Raw genomic sequence first — 20687 nt, 5'->3', positions numbered from 1 at the left:
ATTTATTTCAGGTTGATGGCTTTCATTTTATTGTAAAGCGTTTTGCGGTCGATATTTAAAATTTCGGCAGCCCGGGTTTTATTAAAATTAACTTCGCGTAATACCCTTAATATGGTTTCGTATTCGGCTTCCAGGGCCGCGTTTTTAAGGTCGTGGCGCTGTTCTTTTATATCATGGCGCTGTTCCGGTGCCTGGTAATTACCCGTTTGGCTATAGCTATTTTGCTGATTGCTATAATCAAACATCGGCATTTTATAGTTCGATATCTCTAAGGGTAAAGATTTGGTAGTTATTTCACTTCCTTCGCTTATTAAGGCTGCGCGCCTTACAATGTTCTTTAATTCGCGCACATTGCCTTGCCAGCGGTAGTTCATAAAACACTCTATAACTTCGGGCGAAAAGTGGGTTACATTACGCTGCAGCTCCTGGTTGGCGGCTTGCAAAAAATGCGCGGCTAACAGCATAATATCGCTGCCACGGTCGCGCAATGGCGGCATAACTATGCTAAACTCGTTAAAACGATGGTACAGGTCTTCTCTGAATTTTCCTTTGTTTATAGCTTCTGCCAGGTTCTCGTTTGTAGCTACTATTATCCGCACATCAAGATCTATCTCTTTGGTGCTGCCAATTCTTTTTACTTTACGTTCCTGAACGGTTCTTAGCAATGCCGCCTGGATCTCGTAGGATAAGTTTCCAACCTCGTCTAAAAAAAGGGTGCCGCCATTTGCCATTTCAAAATGGCCTATTTTGGTTGCGAACGCGCCTGTAAATGATCCTTTTTCATGCCCGAAAAACTCGCTGGCTGCTAATTCTTTTGTTAGCGATCCGCAATCCATTGCAATAAAGGGCTGGTTGCTGCGATGGCTGTGTAAATGGATGCTTTTAGCAACTTCCTCTTTGCCAGATCCACTCTCGCCTAAAATAATAACGCTATAATTTGTTGGGGCAACCAACTCTATTTGTCTTGAAAGCTCTTTTGATGCGCGGCTTGTACCAACCACAACTCCATCTGCCAATGGTACCTGTTTCTTACCCGCTTTGCTAACCGGTAACGGGGTGTTAGCACCATCAATTAACGCTTGTCGCGTTTCAATAGCTTTGGTTATGGTATTTAATATTTCGTCGGGATATAAAGGTTTGCTGATATAATCGTAAGCGCCCATCTTTATCAGTTCCACGGCCATCTTGATATCAGAGTAGCCGGTAATTATAATAACCCCTGTATTAGGATATTGATTTTTTATTTTTCGAAGCATTTCGCGCCCATCCGTGTCTTCAAGCCGGTAATCACACAATACCAGGTCAAATTCTTCATTTTTAAGCTGTTCTATCCCGCTGTTACCGCTGGCTGCGGTACTTACATAAAATCCGTTGCGTGTTAAAAATTTTGAGAGTAATAACGCAACATTTACTTCATCATCTATGATGAGGATTTTTTTCATATCAGGAATTTCGGTTTATTGAGTAATGTATTAAACCGTTAAGTTACACAAAAATGCTAATTTCAATAATTTTTTGCACAGTAATAACCCATTAACCGCTATTTTTTTAAGATATTAATTAATGCGATAAATTGAAAGCGGTTATTGTTATTTTAAATTAAACGCATAAGCGACATGCAGTGCCCAAAACGTATTGGTGTTTTTCGCGTTGTAAAAACTGGCAGTATTTTCCATGCGGATGCCGCCATCAATATAAGTATGGCGTTTTTTAAGTGGCAGCACTAAACCAAGCCCGGGAGCCCAGGTAAATGAATTGGTATAAGTAGCGTATACATCGGCTTTATTAGCTATTAAGGTTTCACCCGCTTCGCCCTGCACATAAAAACGATCTCCGCCTATAAAGGCTTTAAGGCCTATTTTTAACGGGATAACGTTAAAATTAGCCAACTTAACACCTGTTATAGCTTGTTGGCTATATTGCGCGTTGCTGTTTGGAAAAAAGCTGGTATACCCCGCACTTAAAGTAACCCCTAATTTTGTTAATACTGGTATATCAACCCGTAAAGAAATACCAGCACCATAACTATATGCAGAAGCAGCAGTACCACTTGGGGGTGTAATTACACCTGTGCCAAAATTGGTAGTTGTAGTTGAAGCTATTTCTGCACCAATGCCAATACGCAAGCTATCGGGCACATTTAACTGTGCTTTAGCAACAGAACCAACACATATAAGAAGTAAAGAGTAGATAATTGCTTTAAGAGTAATTTTCATGTTATAGTTCAATATTAATATGTTAAACGCATATCGGTTTAACAATGTATAAGTTACCGTAATTTAGTAGTAACTATTATATATAATTTGTGCAAAGCTAATATCCGTTTTCAATAACCTGTTATAAATGGATGTAAAAAAATGTTAAATTTTAATAACTAAGGCTAAAAACCTGATAAAATAAAAAAGCGCCCCGGTTAAAGGGCGCTTTTTTGTTTTTAAGGGTAGATGTAGGTTGCTTGTTTAGAATCCGTAAGCTACGCGTAAGCCAACAAAGTTTACTTTGCTATCGTCAACGGCACTGTTTAATTTAGTACTTGCTTCGTAACGTACACCTGCATCAATGTAATTGCTGCCACCTAACGCAAACTGATAACCAATTTGTGGCGCGTATATAAATGCTGTGCTGTTATCCGCACCAATTTTTGTTTTATTCAAAACAAATGCTGCGCCCGCTTCTCCCTGGATATAAAAGTTTTGTACCGGGAAATATTTTAAACCGGCTTTAACAGGCAGTAACTGGATGTTGGGTGCTTTTACTGTAACTGCACCAACAGTTACATCTTTACCAAATATGTTGTTGTAGCCCGCGTTAACGGTAACAAATAATTGAGATGCAACAGGGATATCAGCCTGTAATGAACCGCCAAGGTTCCAGTTATAATTATCGGCTAATTTTCCTGTGGGGATACCGGCATCAACGCCGATGCTGTAGCGTATGCCACTTGCGGTTGTTTTGGTAGATGTAGGGTTGGTTTGTGCTTTGGCGCTTAGGGTAAAACCGGCTAAGGCTAAAACAAGTGCTGTGATTTTTAATGTACTTTTCATGGTTATGTGTTATTAAATTGTTGTGTGTGTTGTTTAACACGGCAGCAAAGTAACAGCACAAATCCAATACAATTTTTCATCCAAATGTCACGATTATTCAATCGATTGATTAACAGCTATTTATTTTTTGACTATAATGGTAATTTGGTCAGGGCAATGTAATAAAAGGCCGTTTATTTACCTTTAAAGGAAGGTTTTCGCTTTTCCAGGAAGGCTGCAATACCTTCTTTAAGGTCGGCAGTGCCAAAGCATTTGGCAAATTCTTCCATTTCAGTTTCGAAGCCATTGCCCTCATTTCGGGTTGCAGCATTTACTGCGGTAATGGCTCCGGCTATAGCTAACGGGGCTTTAGATAGTATTTTATTTAGGATCTCTTCGGCCTTTACTAATAAGCCGTCCTGACTAACCACATGGTTTACTAATCCCAGTTGATACGCTTCAGCAGCGGTTATCATATCAGCAGTTAATATTAACTCTAATGCCTTGCCTTTGCCTACTAAATTGGTTAAGCGCTGCGTGCCGCCATAACCTGGAATTAGGCCCAATGTTACTTCCGGCAGCCCCATCTTCGCATTGTCAGAAGCTATGCGGATGTGGCAAGCCATGGCCAGCTCCAGCCCCCCGCCTAACGCAAAGCCATTTATGGCCGCTATAATGGGTTTGCCGAAATTTTCTATAAGGTCGAAAATATTCTTTTGGTTCTCGTGCGCCAGGTGAAGAGCAGCTTTCATACTCAAACCTTTAAATTCGGCAATATCCGCTCCGGCAACAAAGGCCTTGGCTCCGGCGCCGGTTATAATCACGCCACCAACCTCTTTATCATATAAGGCATCGCCTAAGGCAATGTGCAGCTCATATAAAGTATCTTTATTTAAAGCGTTTAATTTGCTTTCGCGATTAATTACGATGTATTGGATGCGCCCTTTGTTTTCGATCAGTAGATTTTGGTATACCATGGCGTAAAGTTAAAAATTACGATGCTGATGCACCCAATCGGTAATATATTTTACAATATCCTGTGTAGTTGTGCCCGGTGGGAAGAGTTCGCCAACGCCCATTTGTTTAAGCGCGTTCATATCATCCTCAGGGATAATGCCGCCACCGGTAACCAGCACATCATCCATCTTTTTTTCTTTTATCAGCTTTAAGATCTTCGGAAAAACCGTCATATGCGCGCCGGATAGGATAGAGATCCCTATCGCGTCAACGTCCTCCTGTAATGCGGTATTTACCACCATCTCGGCAGTTTGGCGCAGGCCGGTATAAATAACCTCCATACCAGCATCGCGCAGCGAAGTTGCTATGATGCGCGCGCCGCGGTCATGCCCGTCAAGGCCAACTTTGGCAACTAATACACGTATGGGGCGGTTAAATGGTTTGGTGGTCATTTTGCTTTTTGCGTGATGCAAGATAGCAAATTACACCAACGTGGTCAATTTGATTAGGCAGCTATCTTTTTTGCAATTTCGTTTACCAGTTGCGGCGCCACATACATGCTGTCTACAACTATCCAGGTATGCCTGCCATTTCCTAATTTGATATGGCCTATAGGTTTATCATTTTCTAAAACACTGTATTTATCATCATTGGCAACAATACTTAAATTAAGTTGCTTGCCCTTGTAAGTGGTTTTCAAAGAAAAGTTAGCTTTTAGAGTAGTAGCTGATGCTTGCATAATTAATACGTTTATTGTTGTTTTTAGTTATTACCACCTATTCAAAAATAAGACCATCTTATTTTAAAACTTAAAATTTTGCTTTGTATGAATGATATGATTACAAAAACCCCCAAAGTGTGGAAATAGGGAACCATAAGACAATCTGGGTCTTAACTTACTGCCCGCAATATTTTTTATTTTTTTAAAATGTTTTCGCCGCTCATTCGTCTGCGTTAATAACAACAAGAAAGATGAGGAATATTCAGGACAAAAAAATAGCAATAGTTGGCGGCGGACCGGGCGGACTAACCCTTGCCCGACTTTTACAAATGAAAGGCGCCGACGTAAATGTATACGAGCGTGATGCACACGCCGATGCCCGCCCAAAAGGGGCAACGTTGGACCTGCACTATGAATCGGGTTTGCGCGCATTGCGGGAAGGAGGGTTAATGGACGAATTTAATGCTAACTATCGCCCGGGGGCCGACAGAATGCACCTGATGGATATGTACGCCAACTCCATATTAGAAGAAAATGTAGATGGCGGAGGCGAATACGCCCGCCCGGAAATTGATCGCGGGCCGCTGCAACAGATCTTGCTGGAATCTTTACAGCCGGGTACGGTTATCTGGGATAGCCATTTTGTTAGCATGAACCAAAAAAATGGGGTGTGGAAACTGGAGTTTAAAAATGGTACTGAAGCATTTGCCGATATAGTTATTGCTGCTGATGGCACCAATTCTAAGATCCGCCCTTACCTAACCGATATCAAACCATTCTATTCGGGAATTACCGCGATAGAGGGCGCGGTATATGATTTGGTAATAAACGCGCCTAATATTCACAAGCTTTTAAACGGCGGTAAGATCTTTGCCTTTGGCGATAGTAAAAGTTTAATAGTAGGCGCTAAAGGTGATGGCAGCCTGGTATTTTACCCCAGCTTTAATGCTGACGAAAAATGGATTGAACAAAGCGGACTGGATTTTAATAATAAAGACCAGATTACCGACTGGTTTAAAACGGCTTATGGCGGTTGGGACGATGTTTGGCAGGAGCTATTTGAAAACTCAACCGGTCAGTTTATACCCCGCCCTTTATACTGTATGCCTTTTGATCAAACCTGGGATGCGCAACCAAACCTAACCATGCTTGGCGATGCCGCCCACCTTATGCCACCTTTTGCCGGTGAAGGTGTAAATATGGCCATGCTTGACGCTGTGGAACTAAGTAATTGTTTATTGGATGATAGTTATGCTGATACACATGCAGCCATTGCCGCTTTTGAACAGGAAATGCGCACCCGTGCTGCTGAAACTGCGCAGATAACAATGGTATCAACAGAGGCGCTGCACTCGCCGGAGGCTATAGGATTTATGATGAGCTTGGGAGGTTAATTCACCAACAAGGATTTGTCCCGATTGTAATCCCGGACTAACGTAATGGATAATAATAAGTTATTATTCTAATTTGCTTTTATCATAGAAATCAGAATGACAAAATTTGATCCGAGATCAAAATCTGAACCAACATATCCTTTAACAATTCCATGTTATTTATTTCAATGCTTTTAGATGTGTCAAAGGTCAGTCCTACCAAATCAGCATTATTAACCGAATTGATAGCTTCAATAGATTTAATTCGTAAACTTAAATCTCCGGTTACTAAAGACATGCCAATGGCTATATTTCCGGATAAGATTGTTCCGGTAATGACAATCAGCTTTCTTGCTTGAAGAGTAAATACATCAACTATTTTAAAAGTTGCCATTTTTTAACTAACCAACTCTAAAGTCTTCAAAATCGCATCCACATACTCGCGGTTATTAGCTAAGCGCGGTACTTTATGTTGGCCACCTAATTTGCCTTTTTCTTTCATCCAGTTAAAGAAGGTGCCTTCGGGGACGCGGCGTACTATGGGGCGGCGCAGGGCCATGTCTTTAAAGCGCTTAGCGTCGTAGTCGGAGTTGATACGGCGCAGGGTTTGGTCAAGTATATCTACAAACCGTTCAAATTCGGCGGGCTTTTTCTCAAATTCTATCAGCCATTCGTGGGCACCGCATTCATCGCCGTTAAAATAAACAGGGGCGGCGGTATATTCGCGGATAATAGCACCGGTTTGGCTGCAGGCTTCTTCTAAAGCACGCTCGGCATTGTCTATGATCACTTCCTCGCCAAACGCATTTATAAAATGTTTGGTACGGCCGGTAACCTGTATGCGGTATGGCACCAGCGAGGTAAATTTAATGGTATCGCCAATTAAATAGCGCCATAGCCCGGCATTGGTACTAATGATGGGGGCGTAGTTTTTATCCAGCTCTACTTCGTCAAGTGTGAGGGTTTTCGGGTTTTCGTCGTGCAGGTTTTCGGTTGGTAAAAACTCATAGAAAATGCCATAATCAAGCATTAACAACATCTCACCCGGTTCAATCGTGTCCTGGATCCCGAAGAAACCTTCGGAAGCGTTGTAGTTTTCCAGGTAATACATGTCATCGCTTGGTATCAGCTTTTTAAACTGCTCGCGATAGGGGGTAAAATTAACCGCGCCGTGGAAATACATTTCCAGGTTGGGCCAAACTTCAAGCAAGTTGTTTTTGCCGGTAATCTCCAGGATGCGTTTACAAAGCAGCAAGTTCCAGGTAGGCACACCGCTAAGGCTGGTTACATTAACATCGCGGGTGGCGTGCGCCATTTTCTCTATCTTCTCTTCAAAATCTTCCAGCAGGGCAATGTCCAGGTGTGGGGTGCGATGAAACTCGGCCCATAAGGGAAGGTTCTTCATGATCACTGCGGATAAGTCGCCAAAGGAAGTATCAGGGCTTAGCTGGCTAACCTGGTGACTGCCGCCAAGCGTCAAGATCTTCCCCGTAAACATTTTTGCATTAGGGCGATTATTGAAGTAGATGGTCAGCAGATCCTTACCCCCTTTAAAGTGGCATTCCTCTAACGACTCCTCGCTAACCGGGATGAATTTACTGCGATCGCTGGTTGTGCCGGATGATTTGGCGAACCATTTAATTTCTGAAGGCCAAAGTACGTTTTGCTCGCCTTTAAGCATCCGTTCAATGTAGGGCTTAAGCGTATCGTAAGTTTGTATAGGTACGCGCTCTTTAAACTGGTTTAAGTTGGTAATGCTTTTGTAGCCGTACTTTTTCCCCCACTCGGTATTCTCGGCCCGCGATATCAATTGTTCAAACCATTCTTCCTGTACCTCGTTGGGGTACTTCATAAAAAGCTCTATCTGGTGGATACGCTTTTTCATGAACCAGGTAAAAACAGAGTTGAAAATTGTCATACAGGCAATTTAGGTTATTGAGCGAATGTTTTTCTTTTTAATACAAAGTTTGCACCCAGGTACACTTTCCGCACTAATTCATTCTCCGCCAATACCTCGGGTACGCCCGATTCTAATATTTTACCCTCAAACAGCAAGTATGCACGGTCGGTGATAGACAATGTTTCCTGTACGTTATGGTCGGTTATTAATATGCCTATGTTACGATGGCGCAACTTAGCCACCATGGATTGGATCTCTTCTACCGCAATCGGGTCAACTCCGGCAAACGGTTCATCCAGTAAAATAAAGTTTGGTTCGGCAGCCAGCGCGCGGGCAATCTCGGTACGGCGGCGCTCGCCACCCGATAACAAATCGCCACGGTTACGGCGTACACGGTGCAGGCTAAACTCGTCTATTAACGTCTCCAGTTTTTCTTCCTGCTGTACTTTGGTCATTTTGCCCATTTCCAACACTGCCTTAATATTATCCTCGACAGTAAGCTTTCTAAACACCGAAGCCTCCTGCGCCAAATAGCCAATGCCTTTTTGCGCACGGCGGTACATCGGGTCGGTAGTTATTTCCTCATCGTCCAAAAATATATGGCCCTCATTGGGTTTTATCAACCCTACAATCATGTAAAACGATGTAGTTTTACCTGCACCATTTGGCCCAAGCAAACCAACGATCTCGCCCTGCGAAACATTGAACGAGACATCGCTGACAACAGACCGCTGTTTATATTTTTTAACTAAATTCTCTGCCCGTAGGTTCATATGGCCCCCTCTAAATCTCCCCCGGTAGGGGAGACTTTTTTATTTTGCTTTTAAAAGCCCTCCCTACCGGGGAGGGTTGGGAGGGGCTTTAAAACCTTATTCCCTTTACATTTAACTGTATCGTGCGCTTTTCGCGCCAGATATTTTCTTCAATACTATAACAAATATCAAAAGGTACGTCTTTTTTTATTTGTGTTAATTGTTCGCCCTGGCCAAAGGCAATGCAATCAAATGCTGCCGAGCCTTCCTGCATCACCGTCATTTTTATGTGATTTTGTCCCACTAAACCCGGATTGCCGCTAACGTACACATTTTTTGTAATAAACACCGGCGACATATTCTCCGGCCCGAAAGGTGCAAACTGGTTCAATATCCTGAAAAATTTAGGCTCGATCTGTGTTAAACGCAATTCGGCGTCAATTTGTATCTGCTGGATCAATTGCTCGGCCGTGATGGTTGCGCTCACCACTTCTTCAAACTTATCCATAAATGCTTCCACGTTCTCTGGATGCATGGTTAGGCCTGCCGCATATTTGTGCCCGCCGAACTGGATGAGCAGGTCGCTGCAGCCACAAAGTGCCTCGTAAAGATCGTACCCTAAAACAGAACGCGCCGAACCAGCCACATGCCCGTTTGACCGGGTAAGCACTACGGTTGGGCGGTAATATTTTTCAGTTAATCGCGAAGCAACAATCCCTATAACGCCTTTGTGCCAGTTCTCATTAAAAACTACTGTAGATTTTTTGTCGATCAATATCTGGCTGTCGCCTATCATGCCTAAAGCCTCATCGGTTATTTGCAGATCGTGGCCCTTACGTTCGGTATTTTTTATGTTGATGAGGTCTCCTTTTATTTGGGCCTCTTCGTCGTTGCAGGCTATTAAAAGTTCAACGGCGTGTTTGGCGTCGTCAATACGCCCTGCGGCGTTAATACGCGGCCCAAGCAGGAAAACAATGTCAGATATGGTATAGCTTATGCTTTTGCCGGCAACACCCATTAATATTTTAAGGCCGATGCATGGATCTTCATTTAACTTTTTCAAGCCATAATAAGCCAGCACGCGGTTCTCGCCAACTATGGGTACAATATCGCAGGATATGCTTACAGCTACCAGGTCGAAATATTTAGCTACATCCTCAAACGGTAAGCCATTTTTCTCGGCATAAGCCTGTGCCAGTTTAAAGCCAATGCCACAGCCCGATAATTCCTTAAAAGGATAAGGGCAATCGGCACGCTTCGGATCAAGCACCGCAACTGCATCAGGTAATTCGTCGCCGGGCGTATGGTGATCGCAAATAATAAAGTCAATGCCTAAGGTGTTTGCGTAAGCAATTTTATCTACAGATTTGATCCCGCAATCCAGCGCTATGATCAGTCCGAAACCATTTTCGGCAGCATAATCAATACCCTGGGTAGATATGCCGTAGCCCTCTTTATAACGGTCGGGGATATAATATTCAATATTGCCGTGATGGTTTTTAAAGAAGCTGTAAACAACGGCAACGGCGGTGGTGCCGTCGACATCGTAATCGCCATATACCATTATTTTTTCGCCGGTGGCGATAGCAGCTTCAATGCGCTCAATAGCTTTTTCCATATCCTGCATCAGGAACGGATCATGCAGGTGGCGTTCGTCCGGTCTGAAGAAATATTTAGCTTCTTCGAAGGTTTTTATGCCGCGATGCAACAGCAAAGTACTTAAAACAGGATCGATATTCAGCTCGGCAGCTAAATGGTTTATATCATCAATTGCCGGTACTTCCCTTATCGCCCACCGTTTATTCATATCTTTGTTGCTTAAAACAGTAAATATACTATTGAAGTTATATACTGAACTAATATATTATGAAAATTTTCCCACTTGGCGAGGGTTCTTACTCGGTAGATGCTTCTAAAAAATTTATTCCTTTTGATCCCCAGGTGGATAATTTCCGCGACCGGCCGGGTTCGTTATTCATACAAGTTAATCCGTTCCTGGTACAAACATCGACAGACCTGATTTTATTTGATAGTGGTCTGGGATATAAAGATACCCGCGACGAGCTTTTCCTGCACCAGCATATCCGTAACGCGGGGTTCGATCCGGAAGATGTGACTTTAGTTCTGATGTCGCATTTGCATTATGACCATTCGGGCGGATTAGTTGTTGAGCGTAATGGCAAGCTCGAACCCAGCTTCCCCGGCGCCGAGCATGTTATACAGCGCGGTGAATGGGAAACTGCTTTCAGCGGCAAATCATCATCCTATCACCAGGAGATATTTGACAGCTTACAACGATCGGCACATATTACCTATGTAGAAGGATCGGGCGAGTTTAAACCGGGGATAACCTATGAACTATCGGGCGGGCATTGCCAGTATCACCAGGTGTTTTGGATAGAAGATGGCGACGCGAAATGTTTTTTTGGTGGTGATGAATTGCCTGAGCCCGAACAACTGATAAGGCGCTTTAAAGCCAAATATGATTTCGACGCCCAAAAGGCGATGGAACTGCGCGAAGAATACGGTAAAAAAGCCGCCGCCGAAGGGTGGGCAACATTATTTTATCATGCAAAATCTTCGCCGGTAGGTAACATCACTTATAACGGCGATCATTTTACGATAACACCGGTATAAACAAAAAACAGCGATAGGTTTCAAACCCCATCGCTGTTTTTTAGTGGAATATTTTATGCGCTTTTAATTTGCGTTGAACATTTCTTTTATCTTATCAACGCTTAACGGTTTTGAAATAAAGTTTTTTACCAGCGGATATGACCGTGCCTTATTGATATCATTACTAAAAACAGATGATGATATGATATAGATCTTGCTTTTACCCAGTGGGTCGATATTCAGGCGCTTGTATTCGTCTAAAAACTCCCAGCCATTCATGATAGGCATGTTGATATCCAGTAAAATAAAATCGGGTAACAGTGCCGGGTCTTGCTTTTGTATCTCAACTAACTCCTCAATAGCAAACCTTCCGTTTAGGCACGCGGATATAGCCGTGTTATCTACAGCTTTTTTAATCAGTTTAATAGAAATGAAATTGTTTATTTCATCATCATCAACTAATAAAATACTTACAGGCTTGTTATCAGAGTTCATATATGTCGCTTATACGGCGTATTTTTTAAAAAGTTCTATTCCTATATGTTGTATCTGCATAAAAAACAAAAGTGTTTTATTTTACATGAATATACAAGCAATATTACACAAACCAAACATAAAGTAATAACAAAATAATTAAAGGGGTTAATTCTTTCCTTTTGAGAAATTTAGTGTCAGCGAAGTATAATTTATCAAAAAATAAAATGCAATTAAGTTGCATTAATATATCTTTGTGCCATGGCATCAAGAAAGCTGGGTAAAAGGTTAGATAATTTAGGGATGACAGCATCAACGTTATGCGCTATACACTGTGCCATAGTGCCTATATTGCTTACATTTTTACCATTGGCGGGGCTGGGTTTTCTGGCTCACCCATTATTTGAGTGGAGTATGATCTTACTGGCATTATTGCTGGGCGTATCATCTATTTTTTTATCCTACTTCCGTACGCATAGGCGGGCTTTGCCGTTATTGTTATTGTGTAGTGGTTTTGTATTGGTAATTGCCGGCCATATTTATTTAAAAGGCTGGGAGGAAGCTATTGTTGTACCATTGGGTGGGTTAACTATTGCCGCCGCGCATTTTGTAAATTATAAATATGTGGGCGTTTGCAGTAACAAGGATCATTTTTTTAATTTAAATCATAACCATCCTAAAAGGCGTTAAGGCTAAAAATGTTGAATATCGAAGTGCCTCAAATTCGATATTCGGCGTTAATAATTCAATATTAAATAACAATGCACTTTAACTAGTGCAAAACAAACTCACTATTTCTTAGTAGTTTTGTAAACATCATTTAATCAAATGGGTATTAATCATCATTTCGAGCATTTATTAAAGCGGCACCAGCTTAAACGCACCGAGGCGCGGTTAAGGGTGTTAAACTTACTGGTGAATAAAAAGACTGCCACATCACAGCCCGACCTGGAAAGTGTTATTGGCGATGTTGACCGCGTTACACTTTACCGCATATTAAACGCGTTTGAAGAAAAGGGGATCATTCATAAAGTATTTGACTTGAATGGTACGGCTAATTATGCCATTTGCTCGTCTGATTGTGACGAACACCATCATAATGATGAGCACCTTCATTTTAACTGCAGCAATTGCAAAAATGTGTATTGTTTAGATGAGCTGGATATGCCGCCTATAGCATTGCCGGCGGGATTTAAATTAGAAAAATTGAGCTTTAGCGCTACCGGCCTTTGTCCAAAATGCGCTAATAAAGAATAATATATAGGCCTGTTAAATGAATAAACCCCTTAAGAGCCTGCAGTTGGTTTCGCTAAACAGCACGCTGCTGGCCCTCATTATATCGCTAAGCTCATTTACCGCTAAACAGGATACTTCAAAAAAAAGCACATTCCGCTTTAAAACGGTTATTATTGATGCCGGGCATGGCGGCAAGGACCCGGGTACGCATGGACTGAACACCAATGAAAAAACAATTGCTTTATCCATCGCCAAAAAATTAAGAGCAGCCATACAGGAGCAAATGCCCGCTATTATTACGGTAATGACGCGGAGCGATGATACTTTTATTCCGTTAGACAGGCGGGCCGGAATAGCCAACGAACATAATGGTAATTTGTTTATTTCTATCCATTGCAACTCATCGCCCGAAGGGACTGGCTATAGCTCACATAAACAAAAAGGTACTATGATACTGGTTTATGGCTATAACCGGGTTAATAAACAGGTGGAAGCAATCCGCGAGAACTCGGCTATTACTTTTGAGAAAGATTACAAAACCAAATATCAGGGATATAATGCGGATGACCCGGTAAACCAGATCCTGATAAATGCGTACCTGCAGAAGTACCGCAAGCAAAGTATCCTTTTTGGCGATTTGCTTAACCAGGAATTTAAAAGCGAGGGGCGCCAAACTATCGGCGTTAAAGAGCAGGTAATATTAGTACTTGACCATAGCGCCATGCCTGCAGTAATGATAGAAACCGGTTTTATTAATAACCCGGTAGACGAGGACTATTTAATGTCAGACGCGGGCCAGGATGAAATAGTGCAGGTAGTAGTTAATTCGCTTAAACAATATAAAGATAAAATAACGGTGAAGTAAAGACTCACCCCAACCCCTCTCCAAAGGAGAGTGGCTTTCAAAAAATATTAAAAGTATGCATCGAAGTCCTCTCCTTTGGAGAGGATTTAGGTGAGGCTTAGCCGATAGACATAAAAACAACCACAATATGGAAGAATTTGATAAGGCCCTTGCCCAAATAGGGATAAACAACGCCAGCGAGATAAACGGTGATCTGAAAGATTATTTTACCGTTACCAAAAGAGAAGATGGTACCTATAAAATACATTGGGAGAAAAACATATCAACCCATATACGCCATAAGGTTACCGCGTTAATTAAGAAGTATTACACTGTCTAATTATGCAAACGCGTGAAGATGGGTAAGCATAGCTATTTTGATAAAGGGTTTAAATTATGTTATTCGTAGTACATTTTCCTATATTTGAAATATTGCACTATACATCGCTGTCATAATTAGTTGACATTACTTAAATTATACCGACCTAATGTGATTGTACGGTATATCATATATCCTATTAATGAAAATTGTAAATTGGTTTCGTATAAAATTAAAAAGATCTTTTGATCGGATAAAAAATGAAGATTTAAAGAAAAGCGCGTTACAAGCTATTCCCTTTTGGATTGCTTCTATAATTACAGGGCTTTTTGCGGTATTGTACACTAAATTATTTGTAGAAGCCGAGCATTTAACCGCATATGTTTTTAACCAACACGCCTGGTTACTTTTTATACTGTCTCCAATTTGTTTTTTACTGGCCTGGTGGCTGGTTCATCGTTTCGCGCCTTATTCAAGAGGGAGCGGTATCCCGCAAGTTATGGCGGCTATTGAAATATCATCGCCCAAAAACAGTAATATAGTTGATAAGCTTTTAGGGTTACGCATTATTTTAATTAAGGTATTGTCAAGCCTTGTTATGGCAATTGGCGGCGGTGCAATTGGTCGGGAGGGCCCAACTATACAAATTTCGGCATCGATATATAAATTTGTATATCAGATTTTGCCAACCTGGTGGCCTAAGGTGCCTAAAAAAAACATGATAATTACAGGGGCCGCGGCAGGCCTTGCAGCTGCCTTTAATACTCCGCTTGGTGGTATCGTTTTCGCGATAGAGGAGCTCACAAAAACACATTTCAGTTACTACAAAACGGCAATATTTTCTTCAGTTATAATTGCCGGTCTTTCAGCCCAGGCCCTTTTAGGGCCATATTTATATCTTGGTTATCCTAAACTTGATGGATTGTCAGGTTCAATATTTTTCGGCGTGGCGCTTGTAGCGGCTATTTCTGGCTTATTGGGCAGCGGGATGTCAAAAATAATTTTGATAATTTTTGATTGGAAAGCTAAGTTCAAGTTTTCATATAATCATATTTTATATGTGGTAGCTTGTTCATTGATACTTGTTTCTTTAGCTTATTTTGTAAGCCAGGAAGCATTAGGATCAGGTAAAGATATTATGCAAAAAACGCTGTTTACAGCGGATAAATATGTTAAATGGTATACACCGATATTAAGAATAGCTGGTCCTTTACTATCATTCACCACCGGTGCTTCCGGGGGTATTTTTGCACCCGCTTTAGGCGCGGGTGCAAGCGTGGGCTCTTTGGTTGCCAGTTGGTTTAATGTGTCTGACATTGACACCAATATGCTGATTTTATCGGGGATGGTTGGCTTTTTAACTGGCGTCACCAGGTCGCCTTTTACATCTGTAATATTGGTGCTTGAAATGACTAATCGCCATAACGTGATATTTCACTTGATACTTGCCGGAATGATAGCGAGTTTAGTGTCAATTATTATTGATAAACATTCTTTGTATGACCATCTTAAAAAACAGTACGTTAAAGAATTAAATACGCCCCAACAAACAGAGATGACAGAACAGGTAAATTAGTAAACCCGTTTGATATGTAACCATGCCAGTTAGCGAACATTTATCAGTTAAAAAGCATTTCACCGTTTTTAAGCACCTGGTGCGATGGACGGTTATCATACTGCCGGTTGCATTTGTTATTGGTAGTTTGGTAGCTTTATTTTTATGGCTGTTAACATGGGCTATTCATTTCCGATTTGCTCACCCCTGGCTTTTGTATTTGCTACCCCTGGCTGGTATCGCTATTTATTTTGCGTATAATTTATACGGCAAAAACGCTGAAAAAGGGAATAACCTTATTATCGATGAGATCCATGAAGCTGGCGGCGGTGTGCCTAAACGGATGACACCCCTGGTTTTATTAACTACCGTTGTTACACATTTATTTGGCGGTTCGGCAGGCAGAGAGGGGACTGCTGTACAAATGGGCGGCAGCATTGCGCAAGTGTTTAGTTATTGGTTTAAATTAAATGAAGTTGACACCCGTGTTATTTTAACTGCCGGCATAGCAGCCGGTTTTGGTGCGGTATTTGGCACCCCGTTGGCAGGCGCCATTTTTGCAATTGAAGTTTTAACATTAGGCCGCATACAATATACATCCTTAATACCTTGTTTGGTTGCCGGTATTATTGGTGACATTACTGTTTCCGGATGGGGAATACATCACACCGTTTATCACATTGTTATTGTTAAGGCAAACGCTTTATTATTTGCACCATATATGCGGATAGACCTGGGGTTGTTAATTAAGATTATTATAGCCTCGGTAGCATTTGGGTTGGCAAGTATGCTATTTGAAAAAGCTGTGCATGGTGTTAAAAAAGTCTTCAATAAATATATTTACCCAAAATGGGCCATACCTGCAATAGGTGGTTTAATCATCATTGCATTAACTTTTGCTATTGGCAAACCCGATTACCTAAGCTTGGGTGTAGATGCAGAATATCATGGTGCTGTAACTATTCCTTCTGCCTTTAATGCGGGCGGTGCTGATACCTGGAGCTGGTTATGGAAAACTATTTATACTACTATAACACTTGGCTCGGGCTTTAAGGGCGGCGAGGTTACACCGCTGTTTTATATTGGCGCAACGTTAGGTAATACATTATCCGGGTTGATGAATGCGCCCGTTAGCCTGTTTGCGGCTTTGGGTTTTATTGCGGTATTTGCAGGGGCAACAAATACCCCGCTGGCAAGTACGTTTATGGGGGTGGAACTATTTGGCAGCGAGTATGCCTTGTTTTTTGCTGTAGCATGTTTCACTGCTTACTTTTTTAGCGGCGAATCAGGTATTTACAGTGCGCAGCGTATTGCGATACCAAAAATATTTGACGACAATTTGCAAGTTGAAAGTATAGCCGAAGCCGAGCAGAAAAGGCAAAAATATATGGGCCGCAGGCTGGCTAAATACAGAATATCAAAAAAGAAAAAATAGGAAGTATACATGGGTTCATCTAAACAACTTATCACAAACATGTTAGCGTCTGGCGGTATTGCCGTAAATGGGAATAACCCCTGGGATATGCAGGTACATAATGAAAAACTATATGACCGTATTTTAAGCAGTGGTTCCATTGGTTTAGGCGAATCTTATATGGATGGCTGGTGGGACTGCGAAGCGCTGGATGAACTGTTTTTCAGGATCCAGTATCACCGGGTTGATAAAATGATCCCCCAGGACCTTAATACGCTCTTTTACTTCCTCAAGTCTAAATTCCTTAATATGCAAACCAAAGACCGGGCCAAAGAGGTGGTGCGCAGGCATTATGATTTGATGGATGATGTTTTTGAAGCAACGCTTGATAAACGCATGTTATACTCGTGTGGTTATTGGGAAACCGCTACTACGCTTGACGAATCGCAGGATGCCAAGCTTGACCTGATATGCCGCAAACTGAAATTGGAACCGGGTATGCGTATGCTGGATATGGGCTGTGGCTGGGGCGGGCTGGCAAATTTTGCCGCTGAAAAATATGGCGTAACGGTGGTTGGTTTAACAATATCTGAGGAGCAAGCTGTAGTTGCCCGTAAAGTTAATGAGGGCCTGCCGGTTGAGATAAGGGTGCATGACTATCGCGACCTGGATGATAAGTTTGACAGGATAGCGGTGATTGCCATGACAGAACATATCGGGTATCGTAATTACCGCGCGTTAATGGAAACAGTAGCAAAAAATTTAACTGATGACGGCATAGCGCTGATCCATACCATCGGCGGTAACTATCCTACAAAAATTACTGACCCATGGATAGATAAATATATATTCCCTAACGGGATGCTGCCATCTGCGGGCCAGTTAAGCGACGCTTGGAAAGGGCTTCTTGTTTTAGAAGACTGGCATAATTTCGGCCCGGACTATGATCCTACCCTTATGGCATGGCTCAAAAAGTTCGAGGATAATTGGGACAGCATAAAAGATAATTACGATGGAACTTTTTATCGCATGTGGCGCTATTACCTAAGTTGTAGTGCGGCGTCGTTCCGGTCTAAGAAAAATCACCTTTGGCAGATTGTGTTAACCAAACCTGCTAATTTGGGTATGTATAAATCGGTTCGGTAAATAGCCACACCTAAAATTTTACATAAACTTTGCATTTAAATAACGCAATTACACGTTAGTAAAGTAAATTTACCACTCGTTGTGTGACCTTGGTCATTTATCGCAATAAAACCTGATTGTACTTTTACAAAAAATTAATTTGTTATGATTGCCTTCATTATTATAAATGTGATATTTTGCTTGTCGTTCCTGGTATTTGCTTACCTTAATTTAAACGATATCGACTGGTACTTATGGGTGCCCATATACGTAGCTGTCGCTGCCTGCTGTGGCTTAGCTTGTTTTGGTATGTATTACCCTAATTTATATATAGGATTGACGACCTTTTACCTGATCTACGCGGTTAAGCTTTTCTTTGAGAAGGACGGTGTGCGCGATTGGATAGTAAAGTATAACAAACCAAGCCTGGTAGAAACCATGCAGGCCGAAAAGCCTTTTATTGAAAACACCCGTGAATTTTTTGGATTGTTGATCATATCGGGCGCGTTGATTATTGATTATTTTGTGGTGATGTATAAATAAAGTGAAAGAGATAAAGTCAATATTAAAAGAAATATTACAAGCTAATACCACACCCGAAGTATTGGCCTGGCTGGAAGAAGAGCGCCCATTAAACTCGGCGTTCATGCTGTTGCCCCGTAAAACAGGAAAGGCGATCATTAATAGCACGCCAGAACAATCCCAACAAATTGCTGAAGCTATCCCGGGATTTTCTGTCGTTGGCTGGACGGTTGACCGTTTGGGCCGTGCTTATTTGCTGATGAATTTAGACCCGTCGGATAAGGATGCGTACTTTAAATCAATAGAAACCTTATTCCTGGCCGCTGAGATGGGTGAACAGGTTGCCTTATATTCAACCCTGCCATTATTAGCTTACCCGGAGTTATGGGTAAAGCGATGCTCAGAAGGTATCCGCAGTAATATCGGTGATGTGTTGGAGGCTATTATGTACGGTAATCCGTATCCATCACAAAATCTCGATCAAAGCGCGTGGAACCAGTTAGTTTTAAAAGCTTTCTTTACCGATAAGCAGATAGGCAAAGTAACAGGGTTAGATGCCCGTGCCAATAAAGATTTAGCCTACATACTAAGCGACTACGCACATGAACGCTGGGCCGCAGGCCGAGAGGTTAACCCAAGCTTATGGCGATTAGTTGGTCCGTTTATAGATGAGAAGTTGTTTGAAGATATCAAACGCTTATTTGATGACGGTAAACTAACCGACCGAAAAGCCGGCGCATTAGCTATAGCTGCATCAAACTACCCCGCGGCAAAAGCGTTATTAAATAAATACCCCGAGCTGGAAACAGCGATAGCAAATAAGAACTTAAGCTGGGATACATTAACCGGCCAATAAATACAGAAAGATATGTGTTGTACCCATTCGTTTGAAGAAGTTAAGAATGAACCGCTTTCGCCCCCGGTTAGTTTGGACGGCATAAAAGGCATGAAGTTTTTTGATCCGCATGTGCACATGACATCGCGCACCACGGACGATTACCAGGCCATGGCCGACGCCGGTGTAGTGGCGCTTATAGAGCCCGCTTTTTGGCTGGGACAGCCGCGCACGGGTATTGATACCTTCCGCGATTATTATAGCAGCCTGATAGGCTGGGAGCGTTTCCGTTCGTCGCAGTTTGGTATTAAGCATTATTGCACCATCGGCCTAAACTCGCGCGAAGCCAATAACGAAGCTTTAGCCGAGCAGGTAATGGAGATCTTGCCGCTGTTCATCTACAAAGAAGGCGTAGTAGGCATTGGCGAAATTGGCTTTGACGACCAAACCCCTGCCGAAGAAAAATATTACCGTGCTCAACTGGAGTTGGCTAAAGAAGCTGGCCTGCCGGTACAGATCCACACCCCGCACCGCGACAAAAAAGGCGGCACCAAACGCAGTATGGACATAGCCATCGAACATGGCCTTGACCCGCGCATGGTTATTGTCGACCATAACAACGAGGAGACTGTTAAAGACGTTTTAGACCGTGGTTTCTGGGCGGCGTTTACCATCTATCCGTTCACCAAAATGGGTAACGAGCGGATGGTGGAGATTGCCAAACAATACGGCCCCGAACATATTATGGTAAACTCGGCTGCCGACTGGGGTATCAGCGATCCGTTAGCTGTGCCAAAAACCGCCGCCTTAATGAAGATAAGAGGTATCAGCGATGCTGATATCGAACTGATCACCTATCGCAACGCCATCACAGCATTCGCGCAAAGCGGGCAGATAGATGAAGCTGATTTCGCATCGACCGGTAACGCTATCGACCAAAGCCAGAAATTTGAAGGCAATACCATTTTACGCGGCGGCCAACAACCACGCATTGATAAGTCATCCATCATAATAAGCTAAA

23 protein-coding genes are annotated in these 20687 nt (G+C 42.2%); 12 read left to right on the top strand and 11 right to left on the bottom strand.

The window, feature by feature from the left end; translation table 11 throughout:
- Positions 1-2: 2 nt before the first annotated feature.
- The 6 genes from ABIB50_RS08875 to ABIB50_RS08850 all read right to left on the bottom strand — a co-directional run bounded on the left by ABIB50_RS08875 (position 3) and on the right by ABIB50_RS08850 (position 4719).
- Entirely contained in the window at positions 3-1442 is a 1440-nt protein-coding gene (locus ABIB50_RS08875; protein WP_429379043.1) for a sigma-54-dependent transcriptional regulator, read from the bottom strand.
- 147 nt (positions 1443-1589) lie between these two features.
- Complete coding sequence (locus tag ABIB50_RS08870) at positions 1590-2216, bottom strand: hypothetical protein (RefSeq protein WP_429379041.1); 627 nt, start codon at positions 2214-2216, stop codon at positions 1590-1592.
- Positions 2217-2459: 243 nt separating this feature from the next.
- Positions 2460-3044 carry an outer membrane beta-barrel protein gene (locus tag ABIB50_RS08865; protein ID WP_429379039.1) on the bottom strand — a complete coding sequence of 195 codons (585 nt, stop codon included), beginning with the start codon at positions 3042-3044 and terminating at the stop codon, positions 2460-2462.
- A gap of 173 nt (positions 3045-3217) precedes the next feature.
- Complete coding sequence (locus tag ABIB50_RS08860) at positions 3218-4000, bottom strand: enoyl-CoA hydratase/isomerase family protein (RefSeq protein WP_429379037.1); 783 nt, start codon at positions 3998-4000, stop codon at positions 3218-3220.
- 9 nt (positions 4001-4009) lie between these two features.
- A complete protein-coding gene (locus ABIB50_RS08855) occupies positions 4010-4432 on the bottom strand; it encodes a cobalamin B12-binding domain-containing protein (RefSeq protein WP_429379035.1) in 423 nt (140 codons plus the stop codon).
- Positions 4433-4485: 53 nt separating this feature from the next.
- Positions 4486-4719 (bottom strand): hypothetical protein, encoded by a 234-nt coding sequence (locus ABIB50_RS08850; RefSeq protein WP_429379033.1) that lies wholly within the window; start codon positions 4717-4719, stop codon positions 4486-4488.
- A 233-nt stretch (positions 4720-4952) separates the two neighbouring features.
- On the opposite strand from ABIB50_RS08850, the gene ABIB50_RS08845 reads away from it, so the two are divergent.
- On the top strand, positions 4953-6095 hold the full coding sequence (locus tag ABIB50_RS08845) for an FAD-dependent oxidoreductase (protein WP_429379031.1): 1143 nt from the start codon (positions 4953-4955) through the stop codon (positions 6093-6095).
- A gap of 91 nt (positions 6096-6186) precedes the next feature.
- Here the strand turns inward: ABIB50_RS08845 and ABIB50_RS08840 are convergent, their stop codons facing one another.
- From ABIB50_RS08840 to recJ, 4 genes are all read right to left on the bottom strand, one after another.
- Positions 6187-6468 (bottom strand): hypothetical protein, encoded by a 282-nt coding sequence (locus tag ABIB50_RS08840; protein WP_429379029.1) that lies wholly within the window; start codon positions 6466-6468, stop codon positions 6187-6189.
- Between the two features lie 3 nt (positions 6469-6471).
- On the bottom strand, positions 6472-7992 hold the full coding sequence (locus ABIB50_RS08835) for a GH3 auxin-responsive promoter family protein (RefSeq protein WP_429379027.1): 1521 nt from the start codon (positions 7990-7992) through the stop codon (positions 6472-6474).
- A gap of 14 nt (positions 7993-8006) precedes the next feature.
- Entirely contained in the window at positions 8007-8747 is a 741-nt protein-coding gene (gene lptB, locus ABIB50_RS08830) for an LPS export ABC transporter ATP-binding protein (RefSeq protein WP_429379025.1), read from the bottom strand.
- A gap of 88 nt (positions 8748-8835) precedes the next feature.
- Positions 8836-10533, bottom strand: a complete 1698-nt coding sequence (gene recJ / locus ABIB50_RS08825; RefSeq protein ID WP_429379023.1) for a single-stranded-DNA-specific exonuclease RecJ — start codon at positions 10531-10533, stop codon at positions 8836-8838.
- Between the two features lie 59 nt (positions 10534-10592).
- On the opposite strand from recJ, the gene ABIB50_RS08820 reads away from it, so the two are divergent.
- Entirely contained in the window at positions 10593-11363 is a 771-nt protein-coding gene (locus tag ABIB50_RS08820) for an MBL fold metallo-hydrolase (RefSeq protein WP_429379021.1), read from the top strand.
- A gap of 63 nt (positions 11364-11426) precedes the next feature.
- On the opposite strand, the gene ABIB50_RS08815 is transcribed toward ABIB50_RS08820, so the two are convergent.
- Entirely contained in the window at positions 11427-11837 is a 411-nt protein-coding gene (locus tag ABIB50_RS08815) for a response regulator (RefSeq protein ID WP_429379019.1), read from the bottom strand.
- A gap of 240 nt (positions 11838-12077) precedes the next feature.
- Between ABIB50_RS08815 and ABIB50_RS08810 the strand changes: the two genes are divergently transcribed.
- The 10 genes from ABIB50_RS08810 (at position 12078) to ABIB50_RS08765 (ending at position 20686) form a co-directional block, all read left to right on the top strand.
- A complete protein-coding gene (locus ABIB50_RS08810; protein WP_429379017.1) occupies positions 12078-12506 on the top strand; it encodes a MerC domain-containing protein in 429 nt (142 codons plus the stop codon).
- Positions 12507-12644: 138 nt separating this feature from the next.
- The gene (locus tag ABIB50_RS08805; RefSeq protein ID WP_429379015.1) at positions 12645-13073 is read left to right on the top strand and encodes a Fur family transcriptional regulator; all 429 of its coding nucleotides are present in this window, start codon (positions 12645-12647) and stop codon (positions 13071-13073) included.
- Positions 13074-13089: 16 nt separating this feature from the next.
- Complete coding sequence (locus tag ABIB50_RS08800; protein ID WP_429379013.1) at positions 13090-13917, top strand: N-acetylmuramoyl-L-alanine amidase family protein; 828 nt, start codon at positions 13090-13092, stop codon at positions 13915-13917.
- Between the two features lie 127 nt (positions 13918-14044).
- Positions 14045-14236 carry a hypothetical protein gene (locus tag ABIB50_RS08795; protein WP_429379011.1) on the top strand — a complete coding sequence of 64 codons (192 nt, stop codon included), beginning with the start codon at positions 14045-14047 and terminating at the stop codon, positions 14234-14236.
- Between the two features lie 181 nt (positions 14237-14417).
- Positions 14418-15791, top strand: a complete 1374-nt coding sequence (locus tag ABIB50_RS08790) for a chloride channel protein (protein WP_429379009.1) — start codon at positions 14418-14420, stop codon at positions 15789-15791.
- A 22-nt stretch (positions 15792-15813) separates the two neighbouring features.
- Positions 15814-17205, top strand: a complete 1392-nt coding sequence (locus tag ABIB50_RS08785) for a voltage-gated chloride channel family protein (protein ID WP_429379007.1) — start codon at positions 15814-15816, stop codon at positions 17203-17205.
- Positions 17206-17214: 9 nt separating this feature from the next.
- Entirely contained in the window at positions 17215-18330 is a 1116-nt protein-coding gene (cfa, locus tag ABIB50_RS08780) for a cyclopropane fatty acyl phospholipid synthase (RefSeq protein WP_429379005.1), read from the top strand.
- A gap of 144 nt (positions 18331-18474) precedes the next feature.
- Positions 18475-18852: a transmembrane 220 family protein gene (locus ABIB50_RS08775; protein ID WP_429379003.1), complete on the top strand. Its 378-nt coding sequence runs from the start codon at positions 18475-18477 to the stop codon at positions 18850-18852.
- A gap of 1 nt (position 18853) precedes the next feature.
- Positions 18854-19687 carry an EboA domain-containing protein gene (locus ABIB50_RS08770; protein ID WP_429379002.1) on the top strand — a complete coding sequence of 278 codons (834 nt, stop codon included), beginning with the start codon at positions 18854-18856 and terminating at the stop codon, positions 19685-19687.
- 12 nt (positions 19688-19699) lie between these two features.
- The gene (locus ABIB50_RS08765) at positions 19700-20686 is read left to right on the top strand and encodes a TatD family hydrolase (protein ID WP_429379000.1); all 987 of its coding nucleotides are present in this window, start codon (positions 19700-19702) and stop codon (positions 20684-20686) included.
- The last annotated feature ends 1 nt before the right edge of the window (position 20687 follow it).

The sequence above is a fragment of the Mucilaginibacter sp. UYCu711 genome (genome assembly GCF_050433825.1).
In the GTDB taxonomy this organism is placed as follows: Bacteria; Bacteroidota; Bacteroidia; order Sphingobacteriales; family Sphingobacteriaceae; genus Mucilaginibacter.
The sequence above is the reverse complement of the archived record's forward strand: the minus strand, read 5'-3'. Positions and strand labels throughout refer to the sequence as shown.

Excerpts from the sequence above, each read along its gene's own strand:
- ABIB50_RS08815 (WP_429379019.1), bottom strand. The coding sequence starts at position 11,837 with ATGAACTCTGATAACAAGCCTGTAAGTATTTTATTAGTTGATGATGAT.
- ABIB50_RS08835 (WP_429379027.1), bottom strand. The coding sequence starts at position 7,992 with ATGACAATTTTCAACTCTGTTTTTACCTGGTTCATGAAAAAGCGTATC.
- ABIB50_RS08810 (WP_429379017.1), top strand. The coding sequence starts at position 12,078 with ATGGCATCAAGAAAGCTGGGTAAAAGGTTAGATAATTTAGGGATGACA.
- recJ (WP_429379023.1), bottom strand. The coding sequence starts at position 10,533 with ATGAATAAACGGTGGGCGATAAGGGAAGTACCGGCAATTGATGATATA.
- ABIB50_RS08820 (WP_429379021.1), top strand. The coding sequence starts at position 10,593 with ATGAAAATTTTCCCACTTGGCGAGGGTTCTTACTCGGTAGATGCTTCT.
- lptB (WP_429379025.1), bottom strand. The coding sequence starts at position 8,747 with ATGAACCTACGGGCAGAGAATTTAGTTAAAAAATATAAACAGCGGTCT.
- ABIB50_RS08785 (WP_429379007.1), top strand. The coding sequence starts at position 15,814 with ATGCCAGTTAGCGAACATTTATCAGTTAAAAAGCATTTCACCGTTTTT.
- ABIB50_RS08795 (WP_429379011.1), top strand. The coding sequence starts at position 14,045 with ATGGAAGAATTTGATAAGGCCCTTGCCCAAATAGGGATAAACAACGCC.
- ABIB50_RS08850 (WP_429379033.1), bottom strand. The coding sequence starts at position 4,719 with ATGCAAGCATCAGCTACTACTCTAAAAGCTAACTTTTCTTTGAAAACC.
- cfa (WP_429379005.1), top strand. The coding sequence starts at position 17,215 with ATGGGTTCATCTAAACAACTTATCACAAACATGTTAGCGTCTGGCGGT.
- ABIB50_RS08765 (WP_429379000.1), top strand. The coding sequence starts at position 19,700 with ATGTGTTGTACCCATTCGTTTGAAGAAGTTAAGAATGAACCGCTTTCG.
- ABIB50_RS08775 (WP_429379003.1), top strand. The coding sequence starts at position 18,475 with ATGATTGCCTTCATTATTATAAATGTGATATTTTGCTTGTCGTTCCTG.
- ABIB50_RS08855 (WP_429379035.1), bottom strand. The coding sequence starts at position 4,432 with ATGACCACCAAACCATTTAACCGCCCCATACGTGTATTAGTTGCCAAA.
- ABIB50_RS08840 (WP_429379029.1), bottom strand. The coding sequence starts at position 6,468 with ATGGCAACTTTTAAAATAGTTGATGTATTTACTCTTCAAGCAAGAAAG.
- ABIB50_RS08875 (WP_429379043.1), bottom strand. The coding sequence starts at position 1,442 with ATGAAAAAAATCCTCATCATAGATGATGAAGTAAATGTTGCGTTATTA.
- ABIB50_RS08860 (WP_429379037.1), bottom strand. The coding sequence starts at position 4,000 with ATGGTATACCAAAATCTACTGATCGAAAACAAAGGGCGCATCCAATAC.
- ABIB50_RS08790 (WP_429379009.1), top strand. The coding sequence starts at position 14,418 with ATGAAAATTGTAAATTGGTTTCGTATAAAATTAAAAAGATCTTTTGAT.
- ABIB50_RS08805 (WP_429379015.1), top strand. The coding sequence starts at position 12,645 with ATGGGTATTAATCATCATTTCGAGCATTTATTAAAGCGGCACCAGCTT.
- ABIB50_RS08870 (WP_429379041.1), bottom strand. The coding sequence starts at position 2,216 with ATGAAAATTACTCTTAAAGCAATTATCTACTCTTTACTTCTTATATGT.
- ABIB50_RS08865 (WP_429379039.1), bottom strand. The coding sequence starts at position 3,044 with ATGAAAAGTACATTAAAAATCACAGCACTTGTTTTAGCCTTAGCCGGT.
- ABIB50_RS08845 (WP_429379031.1), top strand. The coding sequence starts at position 4,953 with ATGAGGAATATTCAGGACAAAAAAATAGCAATAGTTGGCGGCGGACCG.
- ABIB50_RS08800 (WP_429379013.1), top strand. The coding sequence starts at position 13,090 with ATGAATAAACCCCTTAAGAGCCTGCAGTTGGTTTCGCTAAACAGCACG.